This window comes from Chishuiella changwenlii (assembly GCF_900142565.1).
Lineage (GTDB): Bacteria > Bacteroidota > Bacteroidia > Flavobacteriales > Weeksellaceae > Empedobacter > Empedobacter changwenlii.
Genome location: NZ_FRBH01000016.1, coordinates 17,146 through 41,999, shown reverse-complemented (window position 1 = coordinate 41,999; position 24,854 = coordinate 17,146). Strand labels below are relative to the sequence as shown.

Here is a 24,854-nt window from a genome sequence, read left to right as displayed (position 1 = left end):
AAAAAGGGATAGATTTTCTTGTTACCAATCCATTGACACAAACTATATTTTCTACAAATAAATATGCCTAAAAGCCCCGAAATATAACCAATTATACTTCCAACCATAACATCTAAAGGATAATGAGCACCTACGCCTACTCTAGTAAAAACTAACACTAAGCCAATCATTAGAACAGAGATTGTCCAAATTATTTTTTTATATTTTTCAGCTGGCATAAATGCAAATAATAAAATAGTAAGAATCGTAAAAACGGTCATAGAATGACCAGATGGCAAACTATTATGACCTAACAATGTTTTTCCAACAATAACAAAACTATTATGATTAAGCACCTCAGCTGGTCGTGGTACTGAAAATAGTTTTTTGAAAAGGCTACAAAAAACAATTGATACCAAAGAAGCACAAATTAAAGCTTCCCAAATTTTGGGTGCATGAATGATTAAAATTGTTAAAAGAGAAAGAAATACAAAGGCATCTCCAAATTGTGTCAAATTATATTGAATCATTGGAAACTGTCCTAATACATGATTAATATAAAAGAAGCTTCCTTTTTGTATTCCTATATAGTTTTCAATATTTAAAGCATTATTACTTAGCAGAAATAAAAAGATCACTATTAATAAAAATACAGGCGCCAGGAATAAAAATAAATTTAATCTTAAAAAATTATTATTAACCTTATTAATAATTTTAGTATTGGTATACATGTTTTACTATTTATTGAATAGCAAATGTCAAAACCAATTTAGAAGAAATTTAGAATTTTATAAATCCCTTAAAAAACAATTGTAAAAATATGTTCGTTATTTTCAAAACTATAAGAAACTTTCCAATTTTGAAATTTCGTTATTTCCTTCACAATAGACAAACCAAGACCACTTCCACTATTATCTACAGACATCCTAGAAAATCTTTTAAATAATAAATCAGGATTAAGCATTTCTATTCCAGAGTTTCTGACACTAAAACTTGATTTCGATAATTCTACTGTTATTGCTCCTCCATAAGACGTATGTCGAATAGCATTAATAATCAAATTATTAATTAATACTTCTGTTAAAACACTATTACTTTTAACCTTAACCTCTGACTCTATATTTGAGATTAGACTTATATCTTTTTCTTTAAAGTGTTCTTCTAAATTCTCCATTGTTTGAAGAACTAAATGACCAAAATCAACAGTTTCGGAACTATCAAATTGACTATTTTCTATTTTAGAAAGTAATAAAAGATTCTTATTTATTCGAGAACTTCTTATCAAAGCCTTATTCATTTCCTCTGCAATATGATACTGCTTTTCTGTTAAATCTTTACTTTGTAAAAGAATATCTAATTTATTTTTTAGTACTGCCAATGGCGTTTGTAATTCATGAGAAGCATTTTCTGTAAATTCTTTCTGATTTTTATACATCCTAATACTATTTTCTAATAGTTTATCTAGGGTTTCATTTAATTCAACAAACTCTGTTGTATCAGTTTCTAAGAAAGAAATTTTATTTTGACTACTTAAGTTAAAGGCTTTCAGTTTAGATAAAGTATCTTGAAAAGGTGCCCACAATTTTTTAGAAAGTCTTCTATTTAATACCCAAAAACCTATTACTAAAATTAAGAAAAACAATAAAGTAACCATTGCAATATAACCTACTGTTTCTTCCGTTTCCTCAACATTTGTTTCTACAACTAATACGTAATTATGATTGTTGATTTTAATGGGTGTTTTTAAACCTCTAAAACGTTCTATAGATTCTTTACTCTCATATATATTTTGTCTAGTAGCTGTATATAAACTATCTTTTTCTAAAGGTTTTGTAGCATATTCTATTCTACTTACAGGTTGTATTTCATTCCAGAATTTAATGTTTGCTGCTAAAGTTTCCTCACTTATTTTTTGCTCATTAAATTCATTTTCTATTCTTTGCGCAATAAGTTTATTATTTTCGTCTAACTCTTTTAGCCATATCCAGTCTACTAATAAAAAATATGACGGAACACTAAGTGCAAAAACTACAAAAGCAAATATTGTAAGTTGACGAATGGATTTTTGTAATAAGTTTTTCATGCTTGCCATTTATATCCTGTTCCGTATACTGTTTTTATATATTTTTTACATCCAGCATCTATTAATTTCTTCTTCAGATTTTTTACATGTGCATATACAAAATCATGATTATCTAGCATATCTGCAAAATCTCCTGAAAGGTGTTCTGCTAAAGTACTTTTAGATAATACTCTATTTTTATTTCCGATAAAATAAATCAGTAAATCAAATTCTTTTTTTGTTAGTTCTATTAATTTATTATTGAATGAGACAGTCTTTGCAAGCAAATCTATTTCTAATTCGTCTTGAATAATTATATTCGAATTATTGAATTGCTTTCTTCTTATCAAAGAATAAATACGAGCGGTAAGTTCTGATAAATGAAAAGGCTTTGTTAAATAATCATCTGCCCCAATATGCAGTCCTTTAATTTTGTCGTCTATCGAGTTTTTTGCAGAAATAATAATAACACCATCTTGCTTATTTTCCTTTTTCAATTCTTCGAGAATCTTAAGTCCATTCCCATCAGGAAGTGTAATATCTAAAAGAATACAATCGTAATTAAACGTAAATATTTTATCCATTGCTTCTTTAAAAGAAAATGCTATTTCGCACAAATAATTTTCTTCTGAAAGATATTCTTCCATGCTTTTAGCAAGTTCTACCTCATCTTCTATTATTAATATTTTCATGCTCGTATGATGTCTTTAACGCTTACAAATTACAACTGCAATTTAGAAGAAATTTAGAATTTTAGTTTTTGATTCTCCTTTCGGGTTTCAAAATTTTTGATTAATAAGATTATATATACACTTGTCAATTAAAAATACTAAAAAGTAACGAACTATCCATATCGAAGTTAAGTTCAAAATTTCTTCTAAATCATGATACAACTTTGTCATCAAATTAGAAGAAAATGATTTTAAACTTAATATTATTATTTACTGGAACTATTTTAGCATTTTGGTTAAGTGCTATTTGTGGAGGAGGTGCAAGTCTTATACTTATACCTATCCTTAATTTACTATTACCTACATCTGTTGTTCCTTTTTCGCTAACGATAGGAACATTTACAAGCTCAGTATCGAGAATAGCCGTTTTTAAAAAACATATAAATTGGAAAATATTTCTTTGGTTTGTTCCTTTCTCAATTCCATCTGTTTTGTTAGGTGCTTTTTTAATTAAATATATCAATCCAACATATTTACAATTTATTATTGCTTTGTTTTTAATTGGTAATATTCCTCAACTTTTTAAATCTTCTAAAAACGATGAGAACTCGAGTAAAATGTATCCTAAATCTATATTAGCAATTATAGGATTCTTTGCGGGTTTCTTTTCTGGAATTACAGGTGCTGTTGGATTATTGTTTAATAGATTTTATTTAAAATATGGTTTAACAAAAGAAGAAATTGTTGCCACACGTGCTGCAAACGAAGTCTTTCTACATCTTATAAAGCTTATTATTTATATATCACTTGGTTTATATTCTAAAACAGCCTTGTATATAGGTCTTTCTATAAGTCTTGCTACAATAGTTTCTTCTATAAGTGTAAGGTATATACTTCCTTTGTTTAGTGAAAATTTATTTAAAAAGATTGGATATATAGCTATGGTTATTTCTGGTGTTAGTTTATTATTTACTTCTTATCAAGAGATTATAAAACAGGATAAAATTATAATGTTGTTAGACAAAATACATTTTATAATTTAATGATTGTTAATGGAATAATAATAAAGTTATTTAAAAAAGAGAATTCGCTAAATGTTAAATAGTTCCCTTATTAAACAATATTTTTTACCATTTGGTAAATTTTCACAAAATTAGCTTTACTAATTTTGTATAATGGAAGAACTGATAAATTACTTATTGCTTTTTGGTAATTTAAACCAACAGCAAATTGAGCTAATTAAAAATAGAACAACTGAACTACAACTAAAAAAGGATGAATATTTTATTGAACCTGGAAAAATGTTTAATCATGTTGTTTTTACTTTAGAAGGTATTTTACGTATTTCTTATTACAATAACAAAGGAGAAGAAATTACTAAATACTTTGTAGATGAAAATCATCTAATGACCAATCCTTACAAAGGAGAACCAATGACAGAATATATACAAGCCATTACGAATTGTAAACTGATTGTCTTTTCTCAGAAAGATTGGAATGATCTTTCTAATACAATTGTTGGTTGGGATACTATTACTGATAAAATTTTTCAGAAAGCTTTAGTAGAAAAGTTAGACAGAAGAAGTTCTTTAGTTTCGGAAGATGCAACAACACGTTATTTAACTTTTTTAGAAAAATTTCCCACACTTGCAAATCGAGTTCCATTAGCTTACATCGCTTCTTATTTAGGTATTACTCAACAATCTTTAAGTAGAATTAGAAAGAATATTAGATAAATTTCATTTTTTACCAAATGGTAAATAACTCCATTTTATTTTGATACAACTTTGCTTTATCAAAATAAAATAAAGAAAAATGAAAACAGTATTTATAACAGGAGCCAATAAAAGTATTGGTTTTGAAACTGCAAGACAATTATTACAACAAGGATTCTATGTTTACCTTGGAAGCCGTAATTTACAAAACGGACAAAAAGCTGTAGAACAATTAAAGGCCGAAGGACTAGAAAATGTAGAAACAATACAGATTGATGTAACAGATGAGAATTCAGTAAAAAATGCTCGTGAAGCAATAGGTAAATCAACTGAAGTATTAGATGTGTTAATTAATAATTCTGGGATTTCTGGTGGTAAATTTGATGTAGAGGGTAACTTTATTCCACAAACTGCTGCAGATACAAGTGTAGATGTTTTTAAGGAAGTATATGATATCAATGTATATGGTGTAATAAGAGTTACACAGGCTTTTTTAGATTTATTAAAAAAATCGGACGAACCAAGAATTGTTATGGTAAGTTCTAGTCAAGGTTCTATTACTTTACACAGTGATCCTAATTACAAATATTATCACTTTAAAGGTGCTGTTTATCTATCTTCCAAATCAGCTCTTAACATGTACACAGTAAATTTAGCATATGAATTTCAGAACACTAATTTCCGAATTAATGCTGTAAGTCCAGGTTTTACTAAAACAGATTTTAATAATAATTTAGGTACAGGTACTGTTGAAGATGCTGCAAAAAGAATTATAAAATATGTATTAATTGAAAATGATGGTGTAACAGGAAAATTTTTCTGTGAAGAAACTAATCCTGAAACAGGTGAAATTCCTTGGTAAAATGTATTAAAAAGGATAATTAAATTAAAGTTGTTGAAAGTTAAAAAAAACTTCATTATAAAAAATCCCAAAAAGATTATCTTTTTGGGATTTTTTATAAGCAAATGATTCTAATATAATATTCGGTTATTTATCTTCATCATCTATTTCTCTCAAGACTTTACAAGGATTACCAACTGCTATAACACCACTAGGTATATCTTTCGTAACAACACTTCCTGCACCAATAATTGAGCTATCTCCTATTGTTACACCTGGCATTACAACAACATTCCCTCCTAACCAAACATCGTTTCCTACCGTAATTGGTTTTGTAAATTCTAATCCTTCACTTCTCTCTTTTGCATTAATAGCATGACCAGCAGTGTAAAAACCACAATTAGGTCCTATAAAAACATTATCACCAAAAATAACAGGAGCGCCATCTAATATTACTAAGTTATGGTTAGAATAGAAATTTTCTCCAATTTCTATATTATATCCATAATCACAATAAAAAGGTTGCTCTACTAAAAAAGTTCCTTTTGCTGTTTTTACAATTTCTTTTATAAGTTCTCTTTTTTTGTCAAAATCCGAATAACTTGTTTTGTTGTATTGTTCGCATAACTCTTTACAAGCAATTCTTTCATTAATTAACTCCTCGTCATGGTTTGCATTATAAACAAGCCCCTTTAACATTTTATCTTTCTCTGTCATCTTTACTTTTTTAAATTTTTGCGAAAAAAGAAAGACTATTTTATACTATACATTAATATAAAATAGTCTTTTTAATAAGTATCAACTTATAAGCTGATTATTACTTAACAATTGTCATTTCATCAATAATATTAGTTGCTCCGGCGAAACGGTCGACAACCCATAACACGTAACGAATGTCAACAGAAATTGTACGTTGTAATTTTTCGTCGAAAATAACATCACCAGCCATTGCTTCAATATTTCCATCGAAAGCAATACCGATTAATTCTCCTTTTCCATTCATTACTGGAGAACCAGAGTTACCTCCTGTAATATCATTATTAGATAAGAAGTTGATATGTAAATATCCGTCTTTATCTGCATATTGTCCGTAATCTTTAGCTTTTGCTAAATCTAACAAACGTTGTGGATTTTCGAATTCTTCGTCACCAGCAATATGTTTTGCAACAGTTCCTTCTAATGTTGTGAAATAGTTAGAAGCTACATCTGGTTGACGTTTTGGATTTGTACTTTTTGGTAAAGGTTTTACTGAACCATAAGTTAAACGTAAAGTTGAATTAGCGTCTGGGTAAAGGATATTTCCAATTTTAGATTCGCGTAATCCTTTTACTAATAAACGGAAGTTTTTAGCATAAACATCTGCTGAAGCTTTTTGCTCTTCTGTTTCTTTAGAAGCTCTTTCTACCAATGCATTCGATAAAACATACAATGGATCTTTTTTAAGTACTTCTACATCTGGAGAAATTAAGAAATTCTCAACTTGTTTTTGATCTGCAAAGAAACTTCTTTCAACTGCATCATTTACAAATGCTGTAAAGTTGTTATTGTTTTTCTGTGCTAACTCTGCAACATAAGGAGCTAAACCAGCTTCTTTTGCTTTTGTAGTATATAAATTAAGTTGAGCCGTTAATAAATCTTTCTCTAATGGTAAATACATTTTTTCGTAATATGTATTTATTGCATTCTGAATACGTGGACGTAACTCGTTACGTTTTGCATCATTAGCATCAGCATAAACCTCTAAAGCTTTACCTATAGAATATGGCGCACTAGCTAAAGTAGAATAACGTAATAAAATATTGATGTAATTATTATGACGAGCATCTAAATTTGTTTTCGCATAATAGTCATTTAAACTTGATACAACATTTCCGTATTCAGCTTTATTTTTAGACTTGTTTGCCCACTTATTAAACTTCTCTTCTTCTTTTGTTTTTTTAGCAACAGTTCCATGAAGTTTTAAAGCCTCAATCATTCCATCACGGTTTTTCCAGTAATTTGCAACACCAGCATACTTAGAAGCATAGTCAATATTTACTTTTTGACTTTTCTCCATGTATTTTTTCATCTGATCCATAGTTACCTTAGAAGCCTCTACCCAAGCAGGATAAGCAAATTCTACATTTTGAGCAACTCCTTGTGCAGGCATCCAACGATTAGTACGACCAGGGTAACCTAAAATCATAGCAAAATCATTTGGTTGATAACCTTTTAATGAAACTGGTAAATGATGTTTTGGTTTTAATGGAACATTTTCTGTTGAATATGGTGCTGGATTTCCATCTTTATCTGCATAAACACGGAACATAGAGAAATCTCCTGTATGACGTGGCCATTCCCAGTTATCTGTATCTCCACCAAATTTTCCAATAGAACTTGGAGGTGTACCTACTAAACGTACATCTTCATAATCTTGGTATACGAAATAGTAATATTCGTTTCCTTGAAAAAATGAACGAACAGAAACAACGTATTTTCCGTTTTCGTTATTTTCTTTTTCAATTTTTGCAATCTCTTGGTTAATCGCTTTTTCACGATCAGCCTCAGACATTTTATCGTTTACAACTCCTAAAATTCGTTTAGAAACATCGTCCATACGAACAAAAAAGCGAACTTTTAAACTTTTAGGTTTTAATTCTTCTTTTTTATCTTTTGCCCAAAAACCATCTTTTAAATAATCATGCTCAGGTGCAGATAATTCTGCAATAGAACCATAACCACAGTGGTGATTTGTTAAAACTAATCCTTGTCCAGAAACCATTTCGGCTGTACAACCTCCACCAAACTGAACAATTGCATCTTTTAAAGAATTATTATTAATGCTATAAATTTCTTCTGAAGTTAATTGCAAACCTTCTTTCTGCATATCTCTCTGATTCAATCGTTCTATGAACATCAAGAACCACATTCCCTCGTCCGCCTTTACTTTAAAAGGAAAAAGCATAACCACTAAAAGTGTGGATAATAAAATTTTTCTCATTTTTTATTTGTCTTCAATTTTACGAAACGCTAAAATAGTGGATTCTTATTAGTTCTCCTAATGATTGTAATTTTATGTTATGTAGGAAAGTCAATAATAGATGTTATTCAATAAAAAAACGCTCAAAGTTGAGCGTTTTAAATTTATTTCCAATAATTCATAATTTCGGTTACTTTATCTACCCATTCATCTTCTGGAACAGTTTTATCTAAATAAAAGTCTGGATGAATTCCCATATCATCTACCGTGTTTTCTGGTATACGGAAAGAACGAGAAATACAATAAGAAAGAATGAAATCTCCCGTTGGTGATTCTGTTTCTATCATATTCGAAACATCTAACGCACCACCTGTTTTTCGACCAAAAAACTTTACTTTTCGGCTTTGTTTAGCTGTTAAGATAAATTCTTCTGTTGTACTAAAGTTATTTTCGTGAATAATAATTCCAACATTTTTTGGGTAAGGAAAAACTCTATCCTTTTTTAGAATAGATACATTTTCCTCTGAAAAGATATTGACATATTTGCCTAAATTATTTTCTAATTTCTTAATCATTCCATCATAAAACTTTTTCGAATCCTCATCTAAATCAGGATCACTTGCAGCATCTTTTATAAATTGATTATTCTTCTCCGTTGAATAAAATTCTGCTAAAACACTTCTTACAGGATTTGTATATAAGTATGGTGTAATTGCTAAAAAGTTTCTGTCCTGACCTCCTTGTGCATCTCTTACATCTATAATAAGATTGGGCGTAGAAGTAATTTCTTTGTTTAATGCTTGAAAGATACTATCTATATCTTTTTTATTTTGATGAAAACTAGGAATATGTATGTATACTGTATTCTCATCTCTTTTATAACCAAATGGTTTGTTATCTGTTTTCAGCTTTAAATACTCTTTCGTCTTTTCTGAATACGGATATACAGGAAAAGTTCTTTCGAAAAAGCTGTTACCTACTTGTAATAAATTTTGACCAAAATAATGAATAGCATCTGTATCTACCGGTTTATAATTTTGTAAGTAATAAGTTCCTTTACTTAAATCGCTATTTACTTTAAAAACAACTTCGTTAACCTTAAATGTTGAAGTTGAAGCTGCTTCTATTACTGTTCCTATAAAATCATTTCCAATTTTCTTTACAGCAATTGTATTCTTACCTGTTTTCCAAATTCCTTCTATATCATCTGTCTTTTTAGAAGATAAATAAGATTTAAAAGATTTTAATTGAATGCTTTTTTCGACTAAAGGGCTATAAGTCTTTAATTCTTTTTGTTTTTGAAGTCCTTTTTGTGTCGTAATAACTCTAAAGTGATCTTTTCTAAAAAAATAAACCCAATTAGTTAATTCTTGTTGACAAAGGTCGTAGTCCGTTATTTTTTCAACTTTTTTTTCTGTTTGTAGATTGTGTAGTAGATAAACACTTTCTCCTTTATTTTTTAATATGTGAGCAAAACCTGCATCATTCTCTTCGAATGTTTTTTTTAACCATAAAAAATTAGCTTTACAGTCGCAATTTTGTGCTTGCAGAAATAAACTTCCTATTATAAATAGAGAAGTTGTTACAATTAATTTCATCTTGTGTTAATTATTTTTAATTGCAACAAACATAAAAATATATTTTTATTAAATGAGATATTTTTAATAAAAAAACACCTAATGGTGTCTTATTAATTTTTAATTATCATTAAACTAAAATAATTATATTTTTCAGAAGATTCTTTATAATACAAATCCAAACTATTACCATCAATAACACCAAAACTGTATGGTATATCATCTTTTTTATCGAAGAAAATAGAATCGTTACGTATTACATATTTCCCTATCTTAGTATCACTACCAAAACAAATACTATTTAATCTATATGTATTGTTTTCTTTAAGTTTTAATGTTGTTGTGCAGCTAGCTACGCCTTCATAAAAACCTGTAAGAATAATTTTACTTCCTAACTCTTCAAAATCGATAATTCCTCTAGGTTTTATAAAAACAATTATCAATACTAAAGCATAAAAAATACACAGATAATTTCTAACTTTATCTGTATACTTCACTTTAATCGATTTATAAATTTGAAAAAAGAAATCAAAAAATATAAAAAGGTAAATAAGTGCACAGATAAAGAAGATTGACATATCAAAATCTGTATTTATAAAATACGAAAATGTAGAATATAAAAGCAGAATAAATGCTATAAAAAATCTTACAAGAAATTTATTCTTCATTACAATTAAGCAAAACGTATTAAATCTTCGTATGCTTTTTTTGCTCCAGCAATTACTTGACTTTGTTCTTTTTCTGTCGTAAACTCTTCATTAATGTAACGTAAAAAAGTTTTCCAACTTTGTCCTAATTTTTCGCCATAATGACCAAAATAATTAAAACTTTTATCTTTTAAACTAGGATATTTTTTTAATGTTTTTGCAATTACATTTCCTCCTAACATAGAGCCTTCTATAACATAAAGTGCTCCGAAAGCTTCTGCTCTATCCTCTAATTCAGATGCGTTTTGAGGTTCTAGTTCTGTTAAGTTTAATTCTGATAAATCTTTTTCAATTAATCGGCATTTATCAAAATTTGTTTGGTGTAAAATTCCAAAATCTTTAACCGTTAATAATTTTTTGATTTTATCTTCGTATTCTTTTAAAAATAGATGATTAACTCGTAACATCTTGTAATAATTTTCATCTGAAAAAGTTCCTTCGAATAATTTTTTTGATTCTAATTTACTTTCAATTTCATTATGAAAATCTGCTGTATTCTCTTTTAAATAATTTGTCAACATTGTTTAAGGTTTTTTAAATTTTAATGAGAAAGTTGTTCCCACTCCCTCTTTACTTTCAAAAGAAATTTCACCGTCCATTCTTCTCATCATGGTTTGAGCAATTGTTAGCCCTACTCCATTTCCTTTTATATCTGCTGTATTGGACATTCTGCTAAACAATTTAAACATTTTGTCATGGTCTTCTTGTTTAATACCAATTCCATTATCTGTAATCTTATAACAGATGTAATTCTTATCGTCTGTAGAAGATATTGTTACTACTGGCGTTGTTTCTTTTGAAGAATATTTTATAGCATTACCAATAATATTTAGAAAGACTTCATAAGCCATTGTTTTCTCGGCAAAAACATTTCTAATACTTCCGATATTAATAACAGTAGTTTCTGCATTGTAATAGACTTTAAGGTCATTTACAATTTTATTAATCACCTCTTCCGAGTTAATTTCAATTAATTCGATTTCAGATTTTTTTGCTTTACTTAATGCTAAAATCTCTTCCATCATTTCTGTAATCTTATCAATTTCTTTGATTACACTTTTTACTTGACTAGAATTTTCTGGGTTCTCATTTAGTTTTCTTTCTAGCATCTGACAATTTAATTTCATAACCGTCAAAGGCGTACGTAAATCGTGAGAAACTGTGTAAGAAAAAGCATCCAGTTCTTCGTTAATCTCTTTTAATTGTTCGTATAAACTGTGAATTTTAAAAGATTGTACATGAAGCGTTTCTATTACAAGTTTTATAACTTCTTTTGCTACATAAATTTCATTCTCTTTCCAGATAAAAGAACGATCTACAACCTCTTCTTGCCAAAATTTAAATGAGTTTCTTGGTGAAAAATAAGAGATTGGATTTCCCTTATCATCTAACTTTTCTTTAAGATATTTTTGTGGCTCTCCTGCCCAATTTAATTTTAAGTTTTCTTCTTTCTTAAACCAAATAATAAAATTTTTATTGAATTGATCTAAAAAACTAAACATTACACCTGTTGACGAAGATGAAAGATTTAATTCTTCTCCGAATGTTTTTTTGAAAGAATTTGAATGATAGAAGTTTTTTATATTATTTTTCTTTGCCCAATTCTTAATACGTATAATCTCATCGTCTGGTGGAGTTTCACCATCTTTTATAACCGTATCTTTATAAATAAAAGCCATTCCGTCGGCTTCTGTTAATTTAAAAATTGGTTTTAGATTTTTAGAAATCGAATCTTTTAAATTTTCTTCTACTAATAAATTTTCTTTAAGTTTTATAGCTGTTTCACTAAACTTATTCTGAAATTCAATTTGTTCTGTCGATTTAAAATTAACGTAAGTTATTCTCGCTAGTCTCGATAATAGCTCGCATTGTAATCTTATTTGGTACGGAATATTCTTAGCAGTAGAATTTTGACAAGTAATTAATCCCCATAGTTCATTATCTATCACAATAGAAATTGAAAAACTGGCTTTTGCTCCAGAATTTTTAACATATTCTATGTGAACGGGAGATAATGCTCTAATCGAAGTATATGTTAAGTCTATAGGAGAATTGGTCTGAGAAATAATTTTTACTCTTGGTGAATCAACATCTGCAACAAGTCTACTTTTCTTTTTTAAATATAATTTTCTGGCTTGTTGAGGAATATCAAATTCAGGAAAACGAAGTCCATTATAAGAATCTAATTTATTATTTACTTTTTCTTTAATGACGATTCCACTATCATCTTCCAAGAATTGGTATAACATTACACGATCATAGCCGATCATCTTTTGTACCGCAGATAAAAGGGCTTCCCAAATATCATTCTTAGATTTAGAGAAAAGAATTTGTTCAGAAGTATTGTAGTAAAACATTCTATTTTCTGAAATAATTAACTCTTCTAGCTCTATGTAAATAAAATTGTTTACGGTGTAAATAGTTTTATGAAAATCTCTACCATTAATGGTGATAGACTCTCTTAAAAATTCGCCACTTTCTAAACTATAAATTGCGGATAAGTTTAGAGCGAAGTTATAAACCTCATCTAATTTTAAAGAAATTAATTCTGATGGGTTTCTATCAAATATCTCGTTGATATTATTAGAAACAAATTTTATTTGATGAGATGATTGGTCAATTCCAATTAAGTAACCTAAATTCTGTACTTCGTTAAGAAATTGTATTTTCTCATCTTCACAATTTTGAATGATTTCATTTGTCATATTAATACGCGTTTTAAAAAACACTATAGGCTAAACGCAAATATAATACGACTTAACAATAATGAAGATTAATTTTACCTTATTTTTTTAGTTTAATTACATAATTTTCTAATTCAAATTCATTTGCATCAATTAATTCAAAATCAACAAAATGAATTGAGTTTGATTTAAAAAATTCTACTACTTGCTTCTTCTCTAGGTTAGGGTTAATCTTTATTCCTGCAAATCTTATATTTTTCATGTAAACATAAAAATCATAATCAAAATCTGTTTCTCCTAAATATGTATTGGCAATTTTACCTTTCCATTTTATATCGAAAACACCTACTTCTTTTGTATCTATAAAAGTAATCTCGTGATTTGCTATTGTATCGTTACCAAGCATTGAAATACCGAAAGCTAAATCTTTCGTATTTTCTAAATCAACTGGTAACTCATCAACTAAAATTGTTTTATTATTTAAGTTATTAAAGTCTAAATCTTTAAAATTTTCTATTTTAATTCCTTTATTATTCCAGAATGTACTAGAAATTGTACAATGATCGTAGTTAATCCATAGTTGTTTTTCTGCATTTTCCTCAGAAATATCATCTATTTCATCTAAATCATCTTTGTATTCTTCTTCTTCGTCATACTTATCGGTTTCCAAATGGAAATCCATCCATAGCTCGAAGTCTTCATCTAGACGAGCGCTCCAAACAAAATCTACTATCTTATGACCGTTTGTAAATGGACTATTTGATATATATATTTTGTTATTTTCCTTACTCATTTTATAATATGGTTTTGACTTGCGTCAATGAATTTACAACGTTTATTCTATTAAACAAAATTAAATAAAAATATGACGCAACTAGTTTTTATAATCAACTACAGTTCAACCGAATAAAAAAACACAACTTTTTCAAGTTGTGTTTTATAGTCTATTTATAATGTTTCTTTTAACCATTTAAAGAACTCTGAATGCCATATTACAGAATTTTGAGGCTTTAAAACCCAGTGATTTTCTTCTGGAAAATAGATAAATCTAGATTTTATTCCTTTTAACTGTAAAATTTGATAAGCTTCTTGTCCTTGTCCCATTGGTACACGATAATCTCTACCTCCAACGTAAATTAACATAGGCGTATTCCATTTATTAACTAAATCTGTACTACTAGGATCAAATTGTGCGTATGTTTTTTGTGCAGCTTTGTTATCTTTTTCCCACCAAGCACCTCCGGCATCCCAGTTTGTAAAGAAAATTTCTTCTGTTGTACCATACATCGATTTTAAATCGAAAACACCGTTATGCGCAATAAACGATTTAAAACGACCTTCGTGAATTCCTGCTAAATAATAAACAGAATATCCTCCGTAAGAAGCTCCTACTGCTCCTCTTCTATCTTTATCTACATAAGACTCTTTTGATATATCATCTATAGCAGCCAAATAATCTTGCATTACTTGTCCTCCCCAGTCTTTAGAAATTTGTTCGTTCCATTCTACTCCATGTCCTGGCATTCCACGACGATTTGGTGCAATAACAATATATCCTTGCGCTGCCATTAATTGGAAATTCCAACGAGGAGAATAAAACTGAGTTAATGCAGATTGTGGTCCTCCTTGACAATATAATAAAGTTGGGTATTTTTTATTCGGATCAAAATTTGGTGGATAAACTACCCAAGCGTGCATTTCTTTTCCGTCTGTTGTTTTTATTTTTCTTGCTTTTACATCACTCAATGCAATAGATTCAAATATTTCTTTATTCTCATTTGTTAATTGAGTTAATGCACCAGATTTTAAATCTACACTGTAAATTTCTGCTGCATGGTTGATATCTGTTTTAGTTACAATAGCTTTATTACCAACTATCTCTTTTAAATCTGCAATATCAAAATCTCCTTTTGTAATTTGTTTTACTGTAGGTAGTTTTTTTGCTTTAAAGTTTACATCAACTTCAAATAATTGAATAGTTCCTCCTACTGGAGCGTTAAAATAGATTTTTTTCCCATCATTGCTCCATTTGTAGCCTTGTACAGTTCCGTCCCAATTCTTTGTAAGATTAATTTCTATATCTCCTTTACGAACAATTAAATCGTTTTTATCTGCTTCATAACCATCACGCTCCATACTTAAGAAAGCAAAATCTCCTTGAGAAGAAAAACTTGGTGTATTATCATAACCCATTTTTCCTTCTGTAATGTTTGTTGTTTTCTTAGTTACTAAGTCGTACTGAAAAATATCTGTATTTGTACTTAACGCATAGTTTGTTCCAGATTTCTTTTTAGAAACATATAAAACTTTTGTCCCATCTGGTGTCCATACAAATTCTGAAACAGCAAAAGGTTCATCTTTTAACACATCTACTTTAGTTGCATTATCTTTATTTTCTGAAACAAATAAATGCTCATAATTACCATCGTTCCAAGTATCCCAATGTCTGTAATTTAATGCATCATAAATCTGAACATTTGATTTGTCAAATGCTGGATAATAATCTGAACCAAAAACTTTTTCTAATTTTACTTTATCTGTTTCAGCTTTATATTTCTGATCTTTGTTTAATGACTTATCATCTAACAAAGTTTTATAATCTTGTACTTCCGAAGCTTTTCCTCCAGCCAAAGAAATCATATAAGTTTTTGAAGTATCTTCTTGTGTTTTAACATCTGTAGAAGTTACCTTATAAATTAAATTCTTTTGATCTTTTGTAACTCCGATCGGAGAAACTTTTTTTACTTGCCATAGAAGTTCTGGCGTCATTACTTTTTGTCCCATTGCTGTTGTAGTTACCAAAATACTTGCAACCAGTAGAGTAATTTTATTCATATCGATTTCTTAAACTTTTATTCTAAACTAGTTGTAAAAATAGTAATTCTTAATTTAGAAAGCGTTACAAAACAGCATAAAAAAGGCATCAATTATTCACTAATAATGTGAACAAATGATGCCTTAATTGATTTTTTAAAAAAATTTAATCTACACTCAAAATTAAACTAAATAATTTATTTTGAATATGTTAATTAAAAATTTAACTTATTTTTATGAGTAAAAACAGGGATAATTGCTCCAAACACTAGGTTTTGTTGAGAGAATACAATATTCTGTTTTGCCTTGTCAGATTTGTCTGCTGTAGTTCTAATATCACTTAAGTTAGCATACCCACCTTTTAGCTCTGCTTGTACAAAGAAGTAGTCCCAAAAAGTAAAGTTGATTCCGACCATTGCTGCTGTTGCAAATCCTGCTAAATGGAATTCATCATTACGCTCTCTTCCTAATAATTTTACATTAGATTTTGGATACATAATACCTGCACCAACACCTTCTGTAATATTTACATCTATTCCTTTTCCATTTTTAGAGATAGGTAAATGAACAAGATTATCAAAACGACGAATTTCTAAATTTGCGTAGTTAAGTCCATCTGTATGTTCAAAAGTTAAAAAGTCTTCCGTTAATTTCTGATCTGCATTTGTGTATGTACCATCAAATTCAGAACCTGTATTAATGTGTCCATTCATTTTTACTGTTTGATCTTGATCCATTACATATTTCATGTGATCTATCCCAAAAGAGATATTCCAATTATCAGAAATAAAATATCCTAAACGAAAATTATATTGTGGAATTGTCATAGAACTTGGATTGAAATATTTCATTCCAAAAGCAGTTTGACGGTCATGAGCTGCAACATTATCTAATGTAAAATCGTAACCATCTCCTTTAAATTGAATATCAGATTTAGTATACTGAGCATGGTTCCATCCCCAATAAACATAAAATTTTCCCTTGTTATTTTTCCCTTGTCCAAAACTTACTGCAACAAACGCAAATAAGAATAATAAATTGATATATTTTTTCAAATCTTGAATTTTTATGCAAAGCTATTCTTTAAAATAATTCGCAAACATGATTTTTGATATAAAAATAATATGATTTGATATTTAAAATCAATAAAATTAACCATAGACTATTTAATAAAACTATAAACATTTATTAAAATAGCCTTAAAGCATTTTAGAATTAAAATTATTCCTATATTTTTGTTCCGGTATGAACAGCAACTTAGCAACACATATTATCGGCATTTTTTTTACTTTCTTATTAGTTTTTAGCACTAGTATGCAAGGGATTGCTGGTTATATGGATTACCAAATGAAGCTAGAAAGTAAAGTTTCTCATCAAAAAAAATCAAAAAAAGTATTTTCTCAAACCTCTTCAGAAGAAGAAAATAATAATTCTGCTAAAGAAATTACCGAGAAAATGCATTTTTATCATCAGATAAAATCATTTAGATTTTACAATAGCCAACTAACTTTAGTTATCGATTTTCATCACGCAAAAAAGTATAATTTTACTAATAGTAGAGTTACAACTCCACCTCCTCAATTTTTATCTTAATCAATTTTTAATCTCATTTATTCCGAATTGGAATAAGAATTGTTAAGGGACTCAAAATTAAATTTCAAAAAAACACATTACAAAGAGAATGTGTTTAACTTTTTGGTGTACTTTTATTTTTAATATAAAGCATTAAAGATAAAAGCATTATACACACTATAAACCAACACAAAATCAAACAAAATATTAAAAAGCAACAAAATGGCAAACAATTATTACAAACAAATTTTAGATAATAATAAAGCATGGGTTGAATCAAAATTAAATTTAGATTCAGAATTTTTTAACAGACTAGCACATGGTCAACAACCTCCACTTTTATGGATTGGTTGTGCAGATAGTCGTGTTCCTGCAAACGAAATTATTGGTGCACAACCAGGAGAAGTGTTTGTACACCGTAACATTGCGAATATGGTTGTGCATTCTGATATGAGTATGCTGTCTGTTTTAGATTACGCAGTAAACGTATTAAAAGTAAAAGAGGTTATTGTTTGTGGACACTACGGATGTGGAGGTGTAAAAACTGCAATGGGAAATGCTTCTGTAGGTTTAATAGATAACTGGATTCGTCACATAAAAGATTCTTACCGTTTTAATAAAGCTGAATTAGATGTTATTGAAAATGAAGAAGAAAAATTTGATCGTTTTGTAGAAATTAATGCAATAGAACAAGTTTATAATTTAGCAAAAACTTCTATCGTACAAAATGCTTGGGCAAAAGGACAAGAATTACATATCCATGGTTGGGTGTATGGTGTAGGATCTGGATTAGTTAAAGATTTAGATGTAACATTAGATTCTAATGATGATTTAGAAACTGTATTTCAGTTAGATATTAAATAAAAATTAGTTTTTGACTAGCGTTTAACAAAGTAAAATTAGGTTAAACGTTAGTCTTAAATATTAAATTTTAGGTAGTTCTTTTAGAAAATTGTAACGTTTTTGTTCAAAATCCATCATACAATAAAAGTGATTTAAACCATTTGTCACCATCAAAAACTGACTTCCTAAAATAATATTATAACGTGCGATCTGATCAAAAGTAGCTTGTGTAATCCCAATATGTGGTGCTTTGCATTCTACCATTATCAATGGTTTTTCTTTTTGATAAATTACAATATCCGCACGTTTCTTCATTCCAGTAATAGGAACAATAACTTCTAAGGCAATTGCAGAAGTAGAATACCCCAAATCTGTTATTAAATAATTCAGTACATGTTGCCTAACCCATTCTTCTGGTGTATAGACAAACCATTTTTTTCTAATCAAGCAAAATATATATAATTTATCTTGGGCTTGTTTCAATCTTATTTGGTATTTTTCGGAAAAATTTAATTGTACTAATTCAGTCATTGTATGAGTCCTGTAGAATCTTTAATCAAAGATATAAAAAACAAAAACTATAAACCGATTTACTTCTTGGCTGGCGATGAGCCATTTTTTATTGATCAAGTAACAGATTTATTAGAAAAATCTATTCTAAACGAAGAAGAAAAAGGGTTTAACCAAACAATTGTTTATGGACAAGATGTAGAAGTTGGACAATTAATCGGAATGGCACGTCAATACCCTATGGGTGCAGACAAAGCTGTTGTTATTGTAAAAGAAGCACAACATCTTAGTAGAACAATAGATCAACTGGAAATGTATGTAAATCAGATTCAGGATTCTACTATACTAATCATCAATTACAAAGGAAATACATTAGATAAACGAAAAAAAGTATATAAACTCTTAAATGAAAAAGGGTTTTATACTGAGTTTAAAAAGATTTACGAAAGCGAACTTCCTGCTTGGATAGAACAAAAAGTAACCGAAAATAATTTCCAAATAGAACCCAAAGCAAAATTTTTGTTGACGGAATATGTTGGTGCAGATTTATCTCGATTAAACAATGAATTAGAGAAGCTGTTTACAATTGCTAACGATGATAAAACAATTACACCAAAACTAATAGAAGATAATATTGGAATTAGTAAAGATTATAATGTTTTCGAGTTGAGGAATGCTATAGAAACTAAGAATATAGAAAAGGCATATAAGATTATTAAATATTTCGAGAAAAATCCGAAAGACAATCCTTATGTGGTTTCAATTACTACAATTTTCAATTTGTTTACCAATATTATTCAGGTACATGTAACAGCAGATAAATCTAAACAAAACTTGGCAAAAGTATTAGGAATAAACCCTTATTTTGTACAAGGAATGACAACTGCTGCAGGTAATTATCCTTTAAAAAAAGCAACAAGAATTATCTCTTTTATTAGAGAATATGATATGAAAGGAAAAGGTGTTGGTACAACAGGAAGTGTAACATCAAGTCAATTATTAATAGAATTAGTGTATAAAATTATGCATCTATAATTTTTTGAAATAATTACATCATAAATAGTAGAAAAATAAGAACTAAATTTGTAAAAAAATAAGAACTCGCAATGGAAAATAACGTAAGAGATGTTATCATTATAGGATCTGGACCTGCAGGTTATACAGCAGGAATTTATGCTGCACGTGCAAACATGAGTCCGTTAATTTTAACAGGAATGGAGCCAGGTGGACAATTAACAACAACAACAGAAGTTGAGAATTTCCCAGGATATCCAGAAAGTATTACTGGACCAGAATTAATGGCTGACTTACAAAAACAAGCAGAACGTTTTGGTACAGAAATAAAATACGAGTATGTAACAGAAGTAATTTTCGGAGATAAACAAGGTGATACACATACTGTAAAAACAAATATTGCGGAATATGTTGCAAAATCTATTGTAATTAGTACTGGTGCAACTGCTAAATATTTAGGTTTAGACGACGAGAAAAAATATGCTGGTAGCGGAGTCTCTGCTTGTGCTACTTGTGATGGTTTCTTTTACCGTGGTAAAGACGTTGCTGTTGTTGGTGGTGGAGATACTGCTGCAGAAGAAGCAACTTATTTAGCAAAGCTTTGTAAAAAAGTTTATTTATTAGTTCGTAAAGATGAAATGCGTGCTTCTAAAGCAATGCAACATAGAGTTGAGCATACTGCAAATTTAGAGGTTTTATATCACCACGAATTAATTGGTTTAGAAGGAAATAATGTGGTAGAAAAAGCTAAAATTATCGACAATCAATCTAACGAAGAAAAAGAGTTAATTGTAGATGGTGTTTTTATCGCTATTGGTCACAAGCCAAATACAGATTTATTTAAAGGTAAATTGGTAATGGACGAAACTGGTTATTTAATTACTCAAGATCGTTCATATAGTACAAATATCCCTGGAGTTTTTGCTGCTGGTGATGTACAAGATTCTGTTTACAGACAAGCTATTACTGCTGCTGGTTCTGGATGTGCTGCTGCTTTAGATGCAGAGCGTTATGTTGCAGAATTTTTTGAAGAAGTTTAAAAAACAACACTTTCATATATCAAAAGCTATCTCTATTGAGGTAGCTTTTTTTATAGACGCCCAAGCAGGCTTTCCTATATACTTACTCCACAAAGGATGTCGCTACAATCCTTGGCACATTTAGAATATTTTAAGATAACTTTAGAGTAAAAATAACATTACTAAAGCGCAAACAAGTTAGTTTAGTATTTATATTTTTTTACATTTATCAAAAAAAATTAATGAAGATAACTTTACTTTTAAGTAGCTTATTTACTTGTCTTATCCTAAACGCTCAAAAAATTGATTTACAATTAAAAATCAATAATTTAAATAAAGAATCTATACTTATATTAAATCCTGTATTTCAAAAAGACTATTACGAAAATGCTGTAGAGGATTCTTTACAAAATTCAGTTAATAAAAATCATATCAAACTAGAGAAAACTAATTTTTATTATCCATACATATTTAAATATCAAGCGGAAAAAAACCTTTCTTTTTTATCAAAAACATTTTATTTAAAGGATCGTGACCTTAATTTAAACTTAACTAAACTGAATTCTGATATAGATTCTGATATAGACGAAAGAAAGGAATACAATACCTTTTTTAAAGACTTCCTAAAAGAAGAAATGAAATATAATAATTTTCATGGAGAAATGTTCTTAAAATATAAGCTTAATTTTCCTAAAGAAGTCAACGATTCAATTAATAGTTGGCACAAAAGAAATTGGCAACAAGAAATGAATTTATTAAATCAATACATTTCTAAAAATCCAAAATCTGTAATTGCATTCTGGAGAATAGTACAGAAATATGAAATTCATAAAACTTATAATTATGATAATCTTTTAGAAAAATTCGATCCTTTTATAAAAGCTTCATATCCTTATCAAGTTTTAAAAAACAAAATAATTAAATTTAAAACTTATGCAAATGGAAATACATTTCCAGAAATTAATAATTTAAAAGATATAAATAATGATCCTTATAGAATTGATTATTCTGAAAATAAATATACACTAATTGATTTTTGGTATCATGCATGTAAACCTTGTTTAATCACTTTTCCAGGTTTAAAGAATGTTCACAAAGAATTTAATTCTAAAGGTTTCGAAATAATTGGTATTTCAGTAGATGCTAAAAAATATATTCCTCAATGGAAAAATGTTATAAAAAAACACGAATTACCTTGGATTAATATTTTAGATGAAAATGGGAATTTTGCTAAGAATAATCAAATCAACGATTATCCAACTAATTTTCTTATTGATAAAAATGGTACTATAATTAAACGAGACATTTCTACAGAAGAATTGAAAATTTTTCTTGCTGAGAACCTATAATCATCAATTTTAAATGAATAACAAAAGCAAGCTAATTTAGCTGCCTTTTCATATTTTTATAGTCACGAGCAGGATGCTCGCGCAAGCTGAAGAGAATAAAAATTATTTTATATAACCTCTAATTACTCTATAGTCTTTATTTCGTGCAATAGAATCTTGAAAATATACATTATCATTAATAGTTATAAAATTCACATCTTCTTTTATGCTTCCATAAGTTTTAAAAGTTGTATATAAGGTATATATAGAAGTTTTATAATCATTGTTTTTAATATATAATACATAAAATCCGTCAGAATCATTAACTATAGGAATAAAATAGTTTTTAGGTATTGATTTACAACTACATTTTTCAAAAGTTAAGATATTTTTGTCGTTACATTTTAATTCGTACAACTTGAGATTTTTGTTTATATAATGTTCTTTTTTATAATCATCATTACAACTCGATATTGTAATAATAAATATCAATAAAATAATTCTTATTATTCTCATTGTTTTAAATCAAATCTTCATTATTTATGACTATTTCTCTTATAACACTTTACAGTTATTTTTTTTAGAATATTATTAATACATTCTTTTTCCTGTATAATAAACATAATAGTTTTTTGGTACTATTTTTAAACCTAACTTTTCATTCGTTTTTCTAATTTCATTAAGTCTATCATTTTTATTATAAATAATAAATAAACTATCATTACCTATTAAGTTAACATCTAATATATTTAAATCATCAACTATTTGATATTTCTTGTTTTCTATTTTATTAGTGATATCTATATAATTAGGGTAAACTTTTGTAATACCACTTTTTGTATGCCATTCTATTTTATAGGTTGAACTTTCAATAGTTTTTAACATTAAGACTTTATCTTCAAGAAAATTCTTACATCCAAAAAGAGTAAGTACAACCGTGATTATAAGAAATTTAGTTTTCATAAAAATTAAAGATTTATATCTTTTTCAGCCTCTTCTGTAGTAATAAATCCTTCTAACCATTCTACTGTATCTACTCCTATTTCACCGATTATAAAACAGTCTTCAGGGTAATTGATAAATCCCTTTTTATTTTTTAATAAATTTTTAGCTTCTTCAGCTTTTTGTTTTGAAGAGAAAACTCCAATAAATTTAACTTCGTCAAATATCTCTTTTTTATAAGTGTATTCATATTCGTGATGTAATATAAAAAGTTTTTCCATGGTGCTTATTCAATATTTAGTCATTTTTAAAGTCAAGAGCAAATGTTTGTTAGCTAGATTACTTATTTTTTAAATATATATTTAATTTATTATTTTGATTAAATATTTCTTCACTATAATTATAACCTAAATATCCATAACGAAATACTTTAACTTCTATAAAAGCTCCTTTATCAAAACTCACTTGATAGTTACCATTTTTATCAGTTTTTACAATAATTGTTTCATTTTCTGAATAACTTGAATCAGGACTATTCCCATATTTCCAGCATGTAAAAATAACTTTCACATCAACTATTGGATTACTTTTATTGTAATCTATTACTTTTCCTTCAAAAGTTACATTTTCAATATCCTTAGTACAAGAAAAGGCTAAAAAAAATAAAAATATTATTACGTATTTCATAAAATTAGCTTTATCCTGAAATGAGAATACTAACAATTACATCATTTTTATTAGTCCAACATTGTAGCCCAATTGAATCAACATTATATACTTTTTGCATTTCATAATCATCAATGTATAATTCTTCATCAAATTGAAAATCTATATTCATTCGTGTAAAAACATTTATAGAAGAACTTATCAAATTTACATTATTAATGATACATTGTTCTTTACATTTTATTGAAATAATGTATTCTTCTTCTGTAAATAATATAATGTCATTATTTTCTACATAATAAGTCGTCCATTTAGTAACATTATCATATTCATCTTTGATGAGATTAAACTCTTCAAAATAATCTGATATATGACTATTTAATCTAAATTCACCAATGCTAATAAATGGATTTAAAATATTTTTCATCTTCTTTTTTGTATATTACAGTTGAATCAAAATATATACTTTCTATTCTCTATCTTTTTAAAAAATCATATATTTTAGGAAAGATACTTTTTTAAATCTTTCTTATCTACTTTAGGATTATTTCCATAAATCAAACCAACATCTAAGTAAGAGTTAATTAAATATTTTTCTTCTTTACTTATCATAAAAATTGATCTTAAATATTTCTCTTCCCCTATTTCTAAAATTAAATCGACAATAACACTTCCATGATCGTATCCAACAGCATCGTCAAATTCTAATAAAGAAATTTCTTTTATTGAATCTTCATTTCCAGATAAAGCCGAGTTTAATAATTTACAATAATCAATAGATTTTTTTTCAGCTGCAATACTAAGTAATTCACTAACCTCAATATTCTTATGTGCACAAGTACTATTACATGAACTTAAAAAAATAAATAATAAGATTAGCCTATATATATTTTCCATTATCTCATATTTTAATTTATTAAAACAATAAATAATTATATAACAATTACTTAT

The 24,854-nt window shown here is 27.9% G+C and carries 27 protein-coding genes; 8 read left to right on the top strand and 19 right to left on the bottom strand.

Translation table 11 applies throughout. The features are described from left to right. From BUA86_RS15565 to BUA86_RS15555, 3 genes are all read right to left on the bottom strand, one after another. On the bottom strand, positions 1-509 hold a 509-nt coding region (locus BUA86_RS15565), incomplete at its 3' end, for a phosphatase PAP2 family protein (RefSeq protein WP_244891560.1). Positions 510-778: 269 nt separating this feature from the next. Beyond that, positions 779-2,062, bottom strand: a complete 1,284-nt coding sequence (locus tag BUA86_RS15560; RefSeq protein WP_072934078.1) for a sensor histidine kinase — start codon at positions 2,060-2,062, stop codon at positions 779-781. Further along, entirely contained in the window at positions 2,059-2,733 is a 675-nt protein-coding gene (locus BUA86_RS15555) for a response regulator transcription factor (protein ID WP_072934077.1), read from the bottom strand. Before BUA86_RS15555 ends, BUA86_RS15560 begins: the two co-directional genes overlap by 4 nt. Before the next feature lie 224 nt (positions 2,734-2,957). Between BUA86_RS15555 and BUA86_RS15550 the strand changes: the two genes are divergently transcribed. The 3 genes from BUA86_RS15550 (at position 2,958) to BUA86_RS15540 (ending at position 5,289) form a co-directional block, all read left to right on the top strand. Next, positions 2,958-3,755 (top strand): sulfite exporter TauE/SafE family protein, encoded by a 798-nt coding sequence (locus BUA86_RS15550; RefSeq protein WP_083580406.1) that lies wholly within the window; start codon positions 2,958-2,960, stop codon positions 3,753-3,755. A gap of 132 nt (positions 3,756-3,887) precedes the next feature. Further along, positions 3,888-4,448: a Crp/Fnr family transcriptional regulator gene (locus BUA86_RS15545; protein WP_072934076.1), complete on the top strand. Its 561-nt coding sequence runs from the start codon at positions 3,888-3,890 to the stop codon at positions 4,446-4,448. Positions 4,449-4,527: 79 nt separating this feature from the next. After that, positions 4,528-5,289, top strand: coding sequence for an SDR family oxidoreductase (locus BUA86_RS15540; RefSeq protein WP_072934075.1), 762 nt, complete (start codon positions 4,528-4,530; stop codon positions 5,287-5,289). Positions 5,290-5,415: 126 nt separating this feature from the next. On the opposite strand, the gene BUA86_RS15535 is transcribed toward BUA86_RS15540, so the two are convergent. The 9 genes from BUA86_RS15535 to BUA86_RS15495 all read right to left on the bottom strand — a co-directional run bounded on the left by BUA86_RS15535 (position 5,416) and on the right by BUA86_RS15495 (position 17,064). Then, the gene (locus tag BUA86_RS15535; protein ID WP_072934074.1) at positions 5,416-5,985 is read right to left on the bottom strand and encodes a sugar O-acetyltransferase; all 570 of its coding nucleotides are present in this window, start codon (positions 5,983-5,985) and stop codon (positions 5,416-5,418) included. Positions 5,986-6,085: 100 nt separating this feature from the next. Next, positions 6,086-8,248, bottom strand: coding sequence for a S46 family peptidase (locus BUA86_RS15530; protein WP_072934073.1), 2,163 nt, complete (start codon positions 8,246-8,248; stop codon positions 6,086-6,088). 143 nt (positions 8,249-8,391) lie between these two features. Then, a complete protein-coding gene (locus tag BUA86_RS15525) occupies positions 8,392-9,825 on the bottom strand; it encodes a S41 family peptidase (RefSeq protein WP_072934072.1) in 1,434 nt (477 codons plus the stop codon). A gap of 92 nt (positions 9,826-9,917) precedes the next feature. Beyond that, positions 9,918-10,301 (bottom strand): copper resistance protein NlpE, encoded by a 384-nt coding sequence (locus BUA86_RS15520; protein ID WP_143147348.1) that lies wholly within the window; start codon positions 10,299-10,301, stop codon positions 9,918-9,920. 176 nt (positions 10,302-10,477) lie between these two features. Then, positions 10,478-11,032, bottom strand: a complete 555-nt coding sequence (locus BUA86_RS15515) for a biliverdin-producing heme oxygenase (RefSeq protein WP_072934070.1) — start codon at positions 11,030-11,032, stop codon at positions 10,478-10,480. 3 nt (positions 11,033-11,035) lie between these two features. Further along, the gene (locus tag BUA86_RS15510) at positions 11,036-13,216 is read right to left on the bottom strand and encodes an ATP-binding protein (protein ID WP_072934069.1); all 2,181 of its coding nucleotides are present in this window, start codon (positions 13,214-13,216) and stop codon (positions 11,036-11,038) included. A gap of 79 nt (positions 13,217-13,295) precedes the next feature. Then, complete coding sequence (locus BUA86_RS15505) at positions 13,296-13,988, bottom strand: hypothetical protein (RefSeq protein WP_072934068.1); 693 nt, start codon at positions 13,986-13,988, stop codon at positions 13,296-13,298. Between the two features lie 155 nt (positions 13,989-14,143). Further along, on the bottom strand, positions 14,144-16,030 hold the full coding sequence (locus BUA86_RS15500) for a S9 family peptidase (protein ID WP_072934067.1): 1,887 nt from the start codon (positions 16,028-16,030) through the stop codon (positions 14,144-14,146). Positions 16,031-16,224: 194 nt separating this feature from the next. Then, positions 16,225-17,064, bottom strand: a complete 840-nt coding sequence (locus BUA86_RS15495) for a hypothetical protein (RefSeq protein ID WP_229731947.1) — start codon at positions 17,062-17,064, stop codon at positions 16,225-16,227. Between the two features lie 190 nt (positions 17,065-17,254). Between BUA86_RS15495 and BUA86_RS15490 the strand changes: the two genes are divergently transcribed. Then, a complete protein-coding gene (locus BUA86_RS15490) occupies positions 17,255-17,602 on the top strand; it encodes a hypothetical protein (RefSeq protein ID WP_143147347.1) in 348 nt (115 codons plus the stop codon). A 201-nt stretch (positions 17,603-17,803) separates the two neighbouring features. After that, positions 17,804-18,445 carry a carbonate dehydratase gene (gene can / locus BUA86_RS15485; RefSeq protein ID WP_072934065.1) on the top strand — a complete coding sequence of 214 codons (642 nt, stop codon included), beginning with the start codon at positions 17,804-17,806 and terminating at the stop codon, positions 18,443-18,445. 60 nt (positions 18,446-18,505) lie between these two features. Here the strand turns inward: can and BUA86_RS15480 are convergent, their stop codons facing one another. Then, positions 18,506-18,955, bottom strand: coding sequence for a type I restriction enzyme HsdR N-terminal domain-containing protein (locus tag BUA86_RS15480; RefSeq protein WP_072934064.1), 450 nt, complete (start codon positions 18,953-18,955; stop codon positions 18,506-18,508). Positions 18,956-18,958: 3 nt separating this feature from the next. Between BUA86_RS15480 and holA the strand changes: the two genes are divergently transcribed. From holA to BUA86_RS15465, 3 genes are all read left to right on the top strand, one after another. Then, on the top strand, positions 18,959-19,969 hold the full coding sequence (holA, locus tag BUA86_RS15475; RefSeq protein ID WP_072934063.1) for a DNA polymerase III subunit delta: 1,011 nt from the start codon (positions 18,959-18,961) through the stop codon (positions 19,967-19,969). A 71-nt stretch (positions 19,970-20,040) separates the two neighbouring features. Then, entirely contained in the window at positions 20,041-20,988 is a 948-nt protein-coding gene (gene trxB, locus BUA86_RS15470) for a thioredoxin-disulfide reductase (protein ID WP_072934062.1), read from the top strand. Positions 20,989-21,209: 221 nt separating this feature from the next. Beyond that, positions 21,210-22,316 carry a TlpA family protein disulfide reductase gene (locus BUA86_RS15465; protein ID WP_072934061.1) on the top strand — a complete coding sequence of 369 codons (1,107 nt, stop codon included), beginning with the start codon at positions 21,210-21,212 and terminating at the stop codon, positions 22,314-22,316. Between the two features lie 102 nt (positions 22,317-22,418). On the opposite strand, the gene BUA86_RS15460 is transcribed toward BUA86_RS15465, so the two are convergent. The 6 genes from BUA86_RS15460 to BUA86_RS15435 form a co-directional block, all read right to left on the bottom strand. Further along, positions 22,419-22,811, bottom strand: a complete 393-nt coding sequence (locus tag BUA86_RS15460) for a hypothetical protein (protein WP_072934060.1) — start codon at positions 22,809-22,811, stop codon at positions 22,419-22,421. Between the two features lie 75 nt (positions 22,812-22,886). Continuing rightward, positions 22,887-23,258: a hypothetical protein gene (locus tag BUA86_RS15455; RefSeq protein WP_143147345.1), complete on the bottom strand. Its 372-nt coding sequence runs from the start codon at positions 23,256-23,258 to the stop codon at positions 22,887-22,889. Between the two features lie 5 nt (positions 23,259-23,263). Continuing rightward, positions 23,264-23,518 (bottom strand): DUF7336 domain-containing protein, encoded by a 255-nt coding sequence (locus BUA86_RS15450; protein WP_072934058.1) that lies wholly within the window; start codon positions 23,516-23,518, stop codon positions 23,264-23,266. Between the two features lie 58 nt (positions 23,519-23,576). Beyond that, a complete protein-coding gene (locus BUA86_RS15445) occupies positions 23,577-23,924 on the bottom strand; it encodes a hypothetical protein (RefSeq protein WP_072934057.1) in 348 nt (115 codons plus the stop codon). A 10-nt stretch (positions 23,925-23,934) separates the two neighbouring features. Continuing rightward, a complete protein-coding gene (locus tag BUA86_RS15440; protein WP_072934056.1) occupies positions 23,935-24,330 on the bottom strand; it encodes a hypothetical protein in 396 nt (131 codons plus the stop codon). Between the two features lie 74 nt (positions 24,331-24,404). Continuing rightward, positions 24,405-24,800 (bottom strand): hypothetical protein, encoded by a 396-nt coding sequence (locus BUA86_RS15435; protein WP_072934055.1) that lies wholly within the window; start codon positions 24,798-24,800, stop codon positions 24,405-24,407. Positions 24,801-24,854: the final 54 nt, after the last annotated feature.

Coding starts and splice junctions, on each gene's coding strand:
- BUA86_RS15560 (WP_072934078.1), bottom strand. CDS start 2,062: ATGAAAAACTTATTACAAAAATCCATTCGTCAACTTACAATATTTGCT.
- BUA86_RS15555 (WP_072934077.1), bottom strand. CDS start 2,733: ATGAAAATATTAATAATAGAAGATGAGGTAGAACTTGCTAAAAGCATG.
- BUA86_RS15550 (WP_083580406.1), top strand. CDS start 2,958: ATGATTTTAAACTTAATATTATTATTTACTGGAACTATTTTAGCATTT.
- BUA86_RS15545 (WP_072934076.1), top strand. CDS start 3,888: ATGGAAGAACTGATAAATTACTTATTGCTTTTTGGTAATTTAAACCAA.
- BUA86_RS15540 (WP_072934075.1), top strand. CDS start 4,528: ATGAAAACAGTATTTATAACAGGAGCCAATAAAAGTATTGGTTTTGAA.
- BUA86_RS15535 (WP_072934074.1), bottom strand. CDS start 5,985: ATGACAGAGAAAGATAAAATGTTAAAGGGGCTTGTTTATAATGCAAAC.
- BUA86_RS15530 (WP_072934073.1), bottom strand. CDS start 8,248: ATGAGAAAAATTTTATTATCCACACTTTTAGTGGTTATGCTTTTTCCT.
- BUA86_RS15525 (WP_072934072.1), bottom strand. CDS start 9,825: ATGAAATTAATTGTAACAACTTCTCTATTTATAATAGGAAGTTTATTT.
- BUA86_RS15515 (WP_072934070.1), bottom strand. CDS start 11,032: ATGTTGACAAATTATTTAAAAGAGAATACAGCAGATTTTCATAATGAA.
- BUA86_RS15510 (WP_072934069.1), bottom strand. CDS start 13,216: ATGACAAATGAAATCATTCAAAATTGTGAAGATGAGAAAATACAATTT.
- BUA86_RS15505 (WP_072934068.1), bottom strand. CDS start 13,988: ATGAGTAAGGAAAATAACAAAATATATATATCAAATAGTCCATTTACA.
- BUA86_RS15500 (WP_072934067.1), bottom strand. CDS start 16,030: ATGAATAAAATTACTCTACTGGTTGCAAGTATTTTGGTAACTACAACA.
- BUA86_RS15490 (WP_143147347.1), top strand. CDS start 17,255: ATGAACAGCAACTTAGCAACACATATTATCGGCATTTTTTTTACTTTC.
- can (WP_072934065.1), top strand. CDS start 17,804: ATGGCAAACAATTATTACAAACAAATTTTAGATAATAATAAAGCATGG.
- BUA86_RS15480 (WP_072934064.1), bottom strand. CDS start 18,955: ATGACTGAATTAGTACAATTAAATTTTTCCGAAAAATACCAAATAAGA.
- holA (WP_072934063.1), top strand. CDS start 18,959: ATGAGTCCTGTAGAATCTTTAATCAAAGATATAAAAAACAAAAACTAT.
- trxB (WP_072934062.1), top strand. CDS start 20,041: ATGGAAAATAACGTAAGAGATGTTATCATTATAGGATCTGGACCTGCA.
- BUA86_RS15465 (WP_072934061.1), top strand. CDS start 21,210: ATGAAGATAACTTTACTTTTAAGTAGCTTATTTACTTGTCTTATCCTA.
- BUA86_RS15460 (WP_072934060.1), bottom strand. CDS start 22,811: ATGAGAATAATAAGAATTATTTTATTGATATTTATTATTACAATATCG.
- BUA86_RS15455 (WP_143147345.1), bottom strand. CDS start 23,258: ATGAAAACTAAATTTCTTATAATCACGGTTGTACTTACTCTTTTTGGA.
- BUA86_RS15450 (WP_072934058.1), bottom strand. CDS start 23,518: ATGGAAAAACTTTTTATATTACATCACGAATATGAATACACTTATAAA.
- BUA86_RS15445 (WP_072934057.1), bottom strand. CDS start 23,924: ATGAAATACGTAATAATATTTTTATTTTTTTTAGCCTTTTCTTGTACT.
- BUA86_RS15440 (WP_072934056.1), bottom strand. CDS start 24,330: ATGAAAAATATTTTAAATCCATTTATTAGCATTGGTGAATTTAGATTA.
- BUA86_RS15435 (WP_072934055.1), bottom strand. CDS start 24,800: ATGGAAAATATATATAGGCTAATCTTATTATTTATTTTTTTAAGTTCA.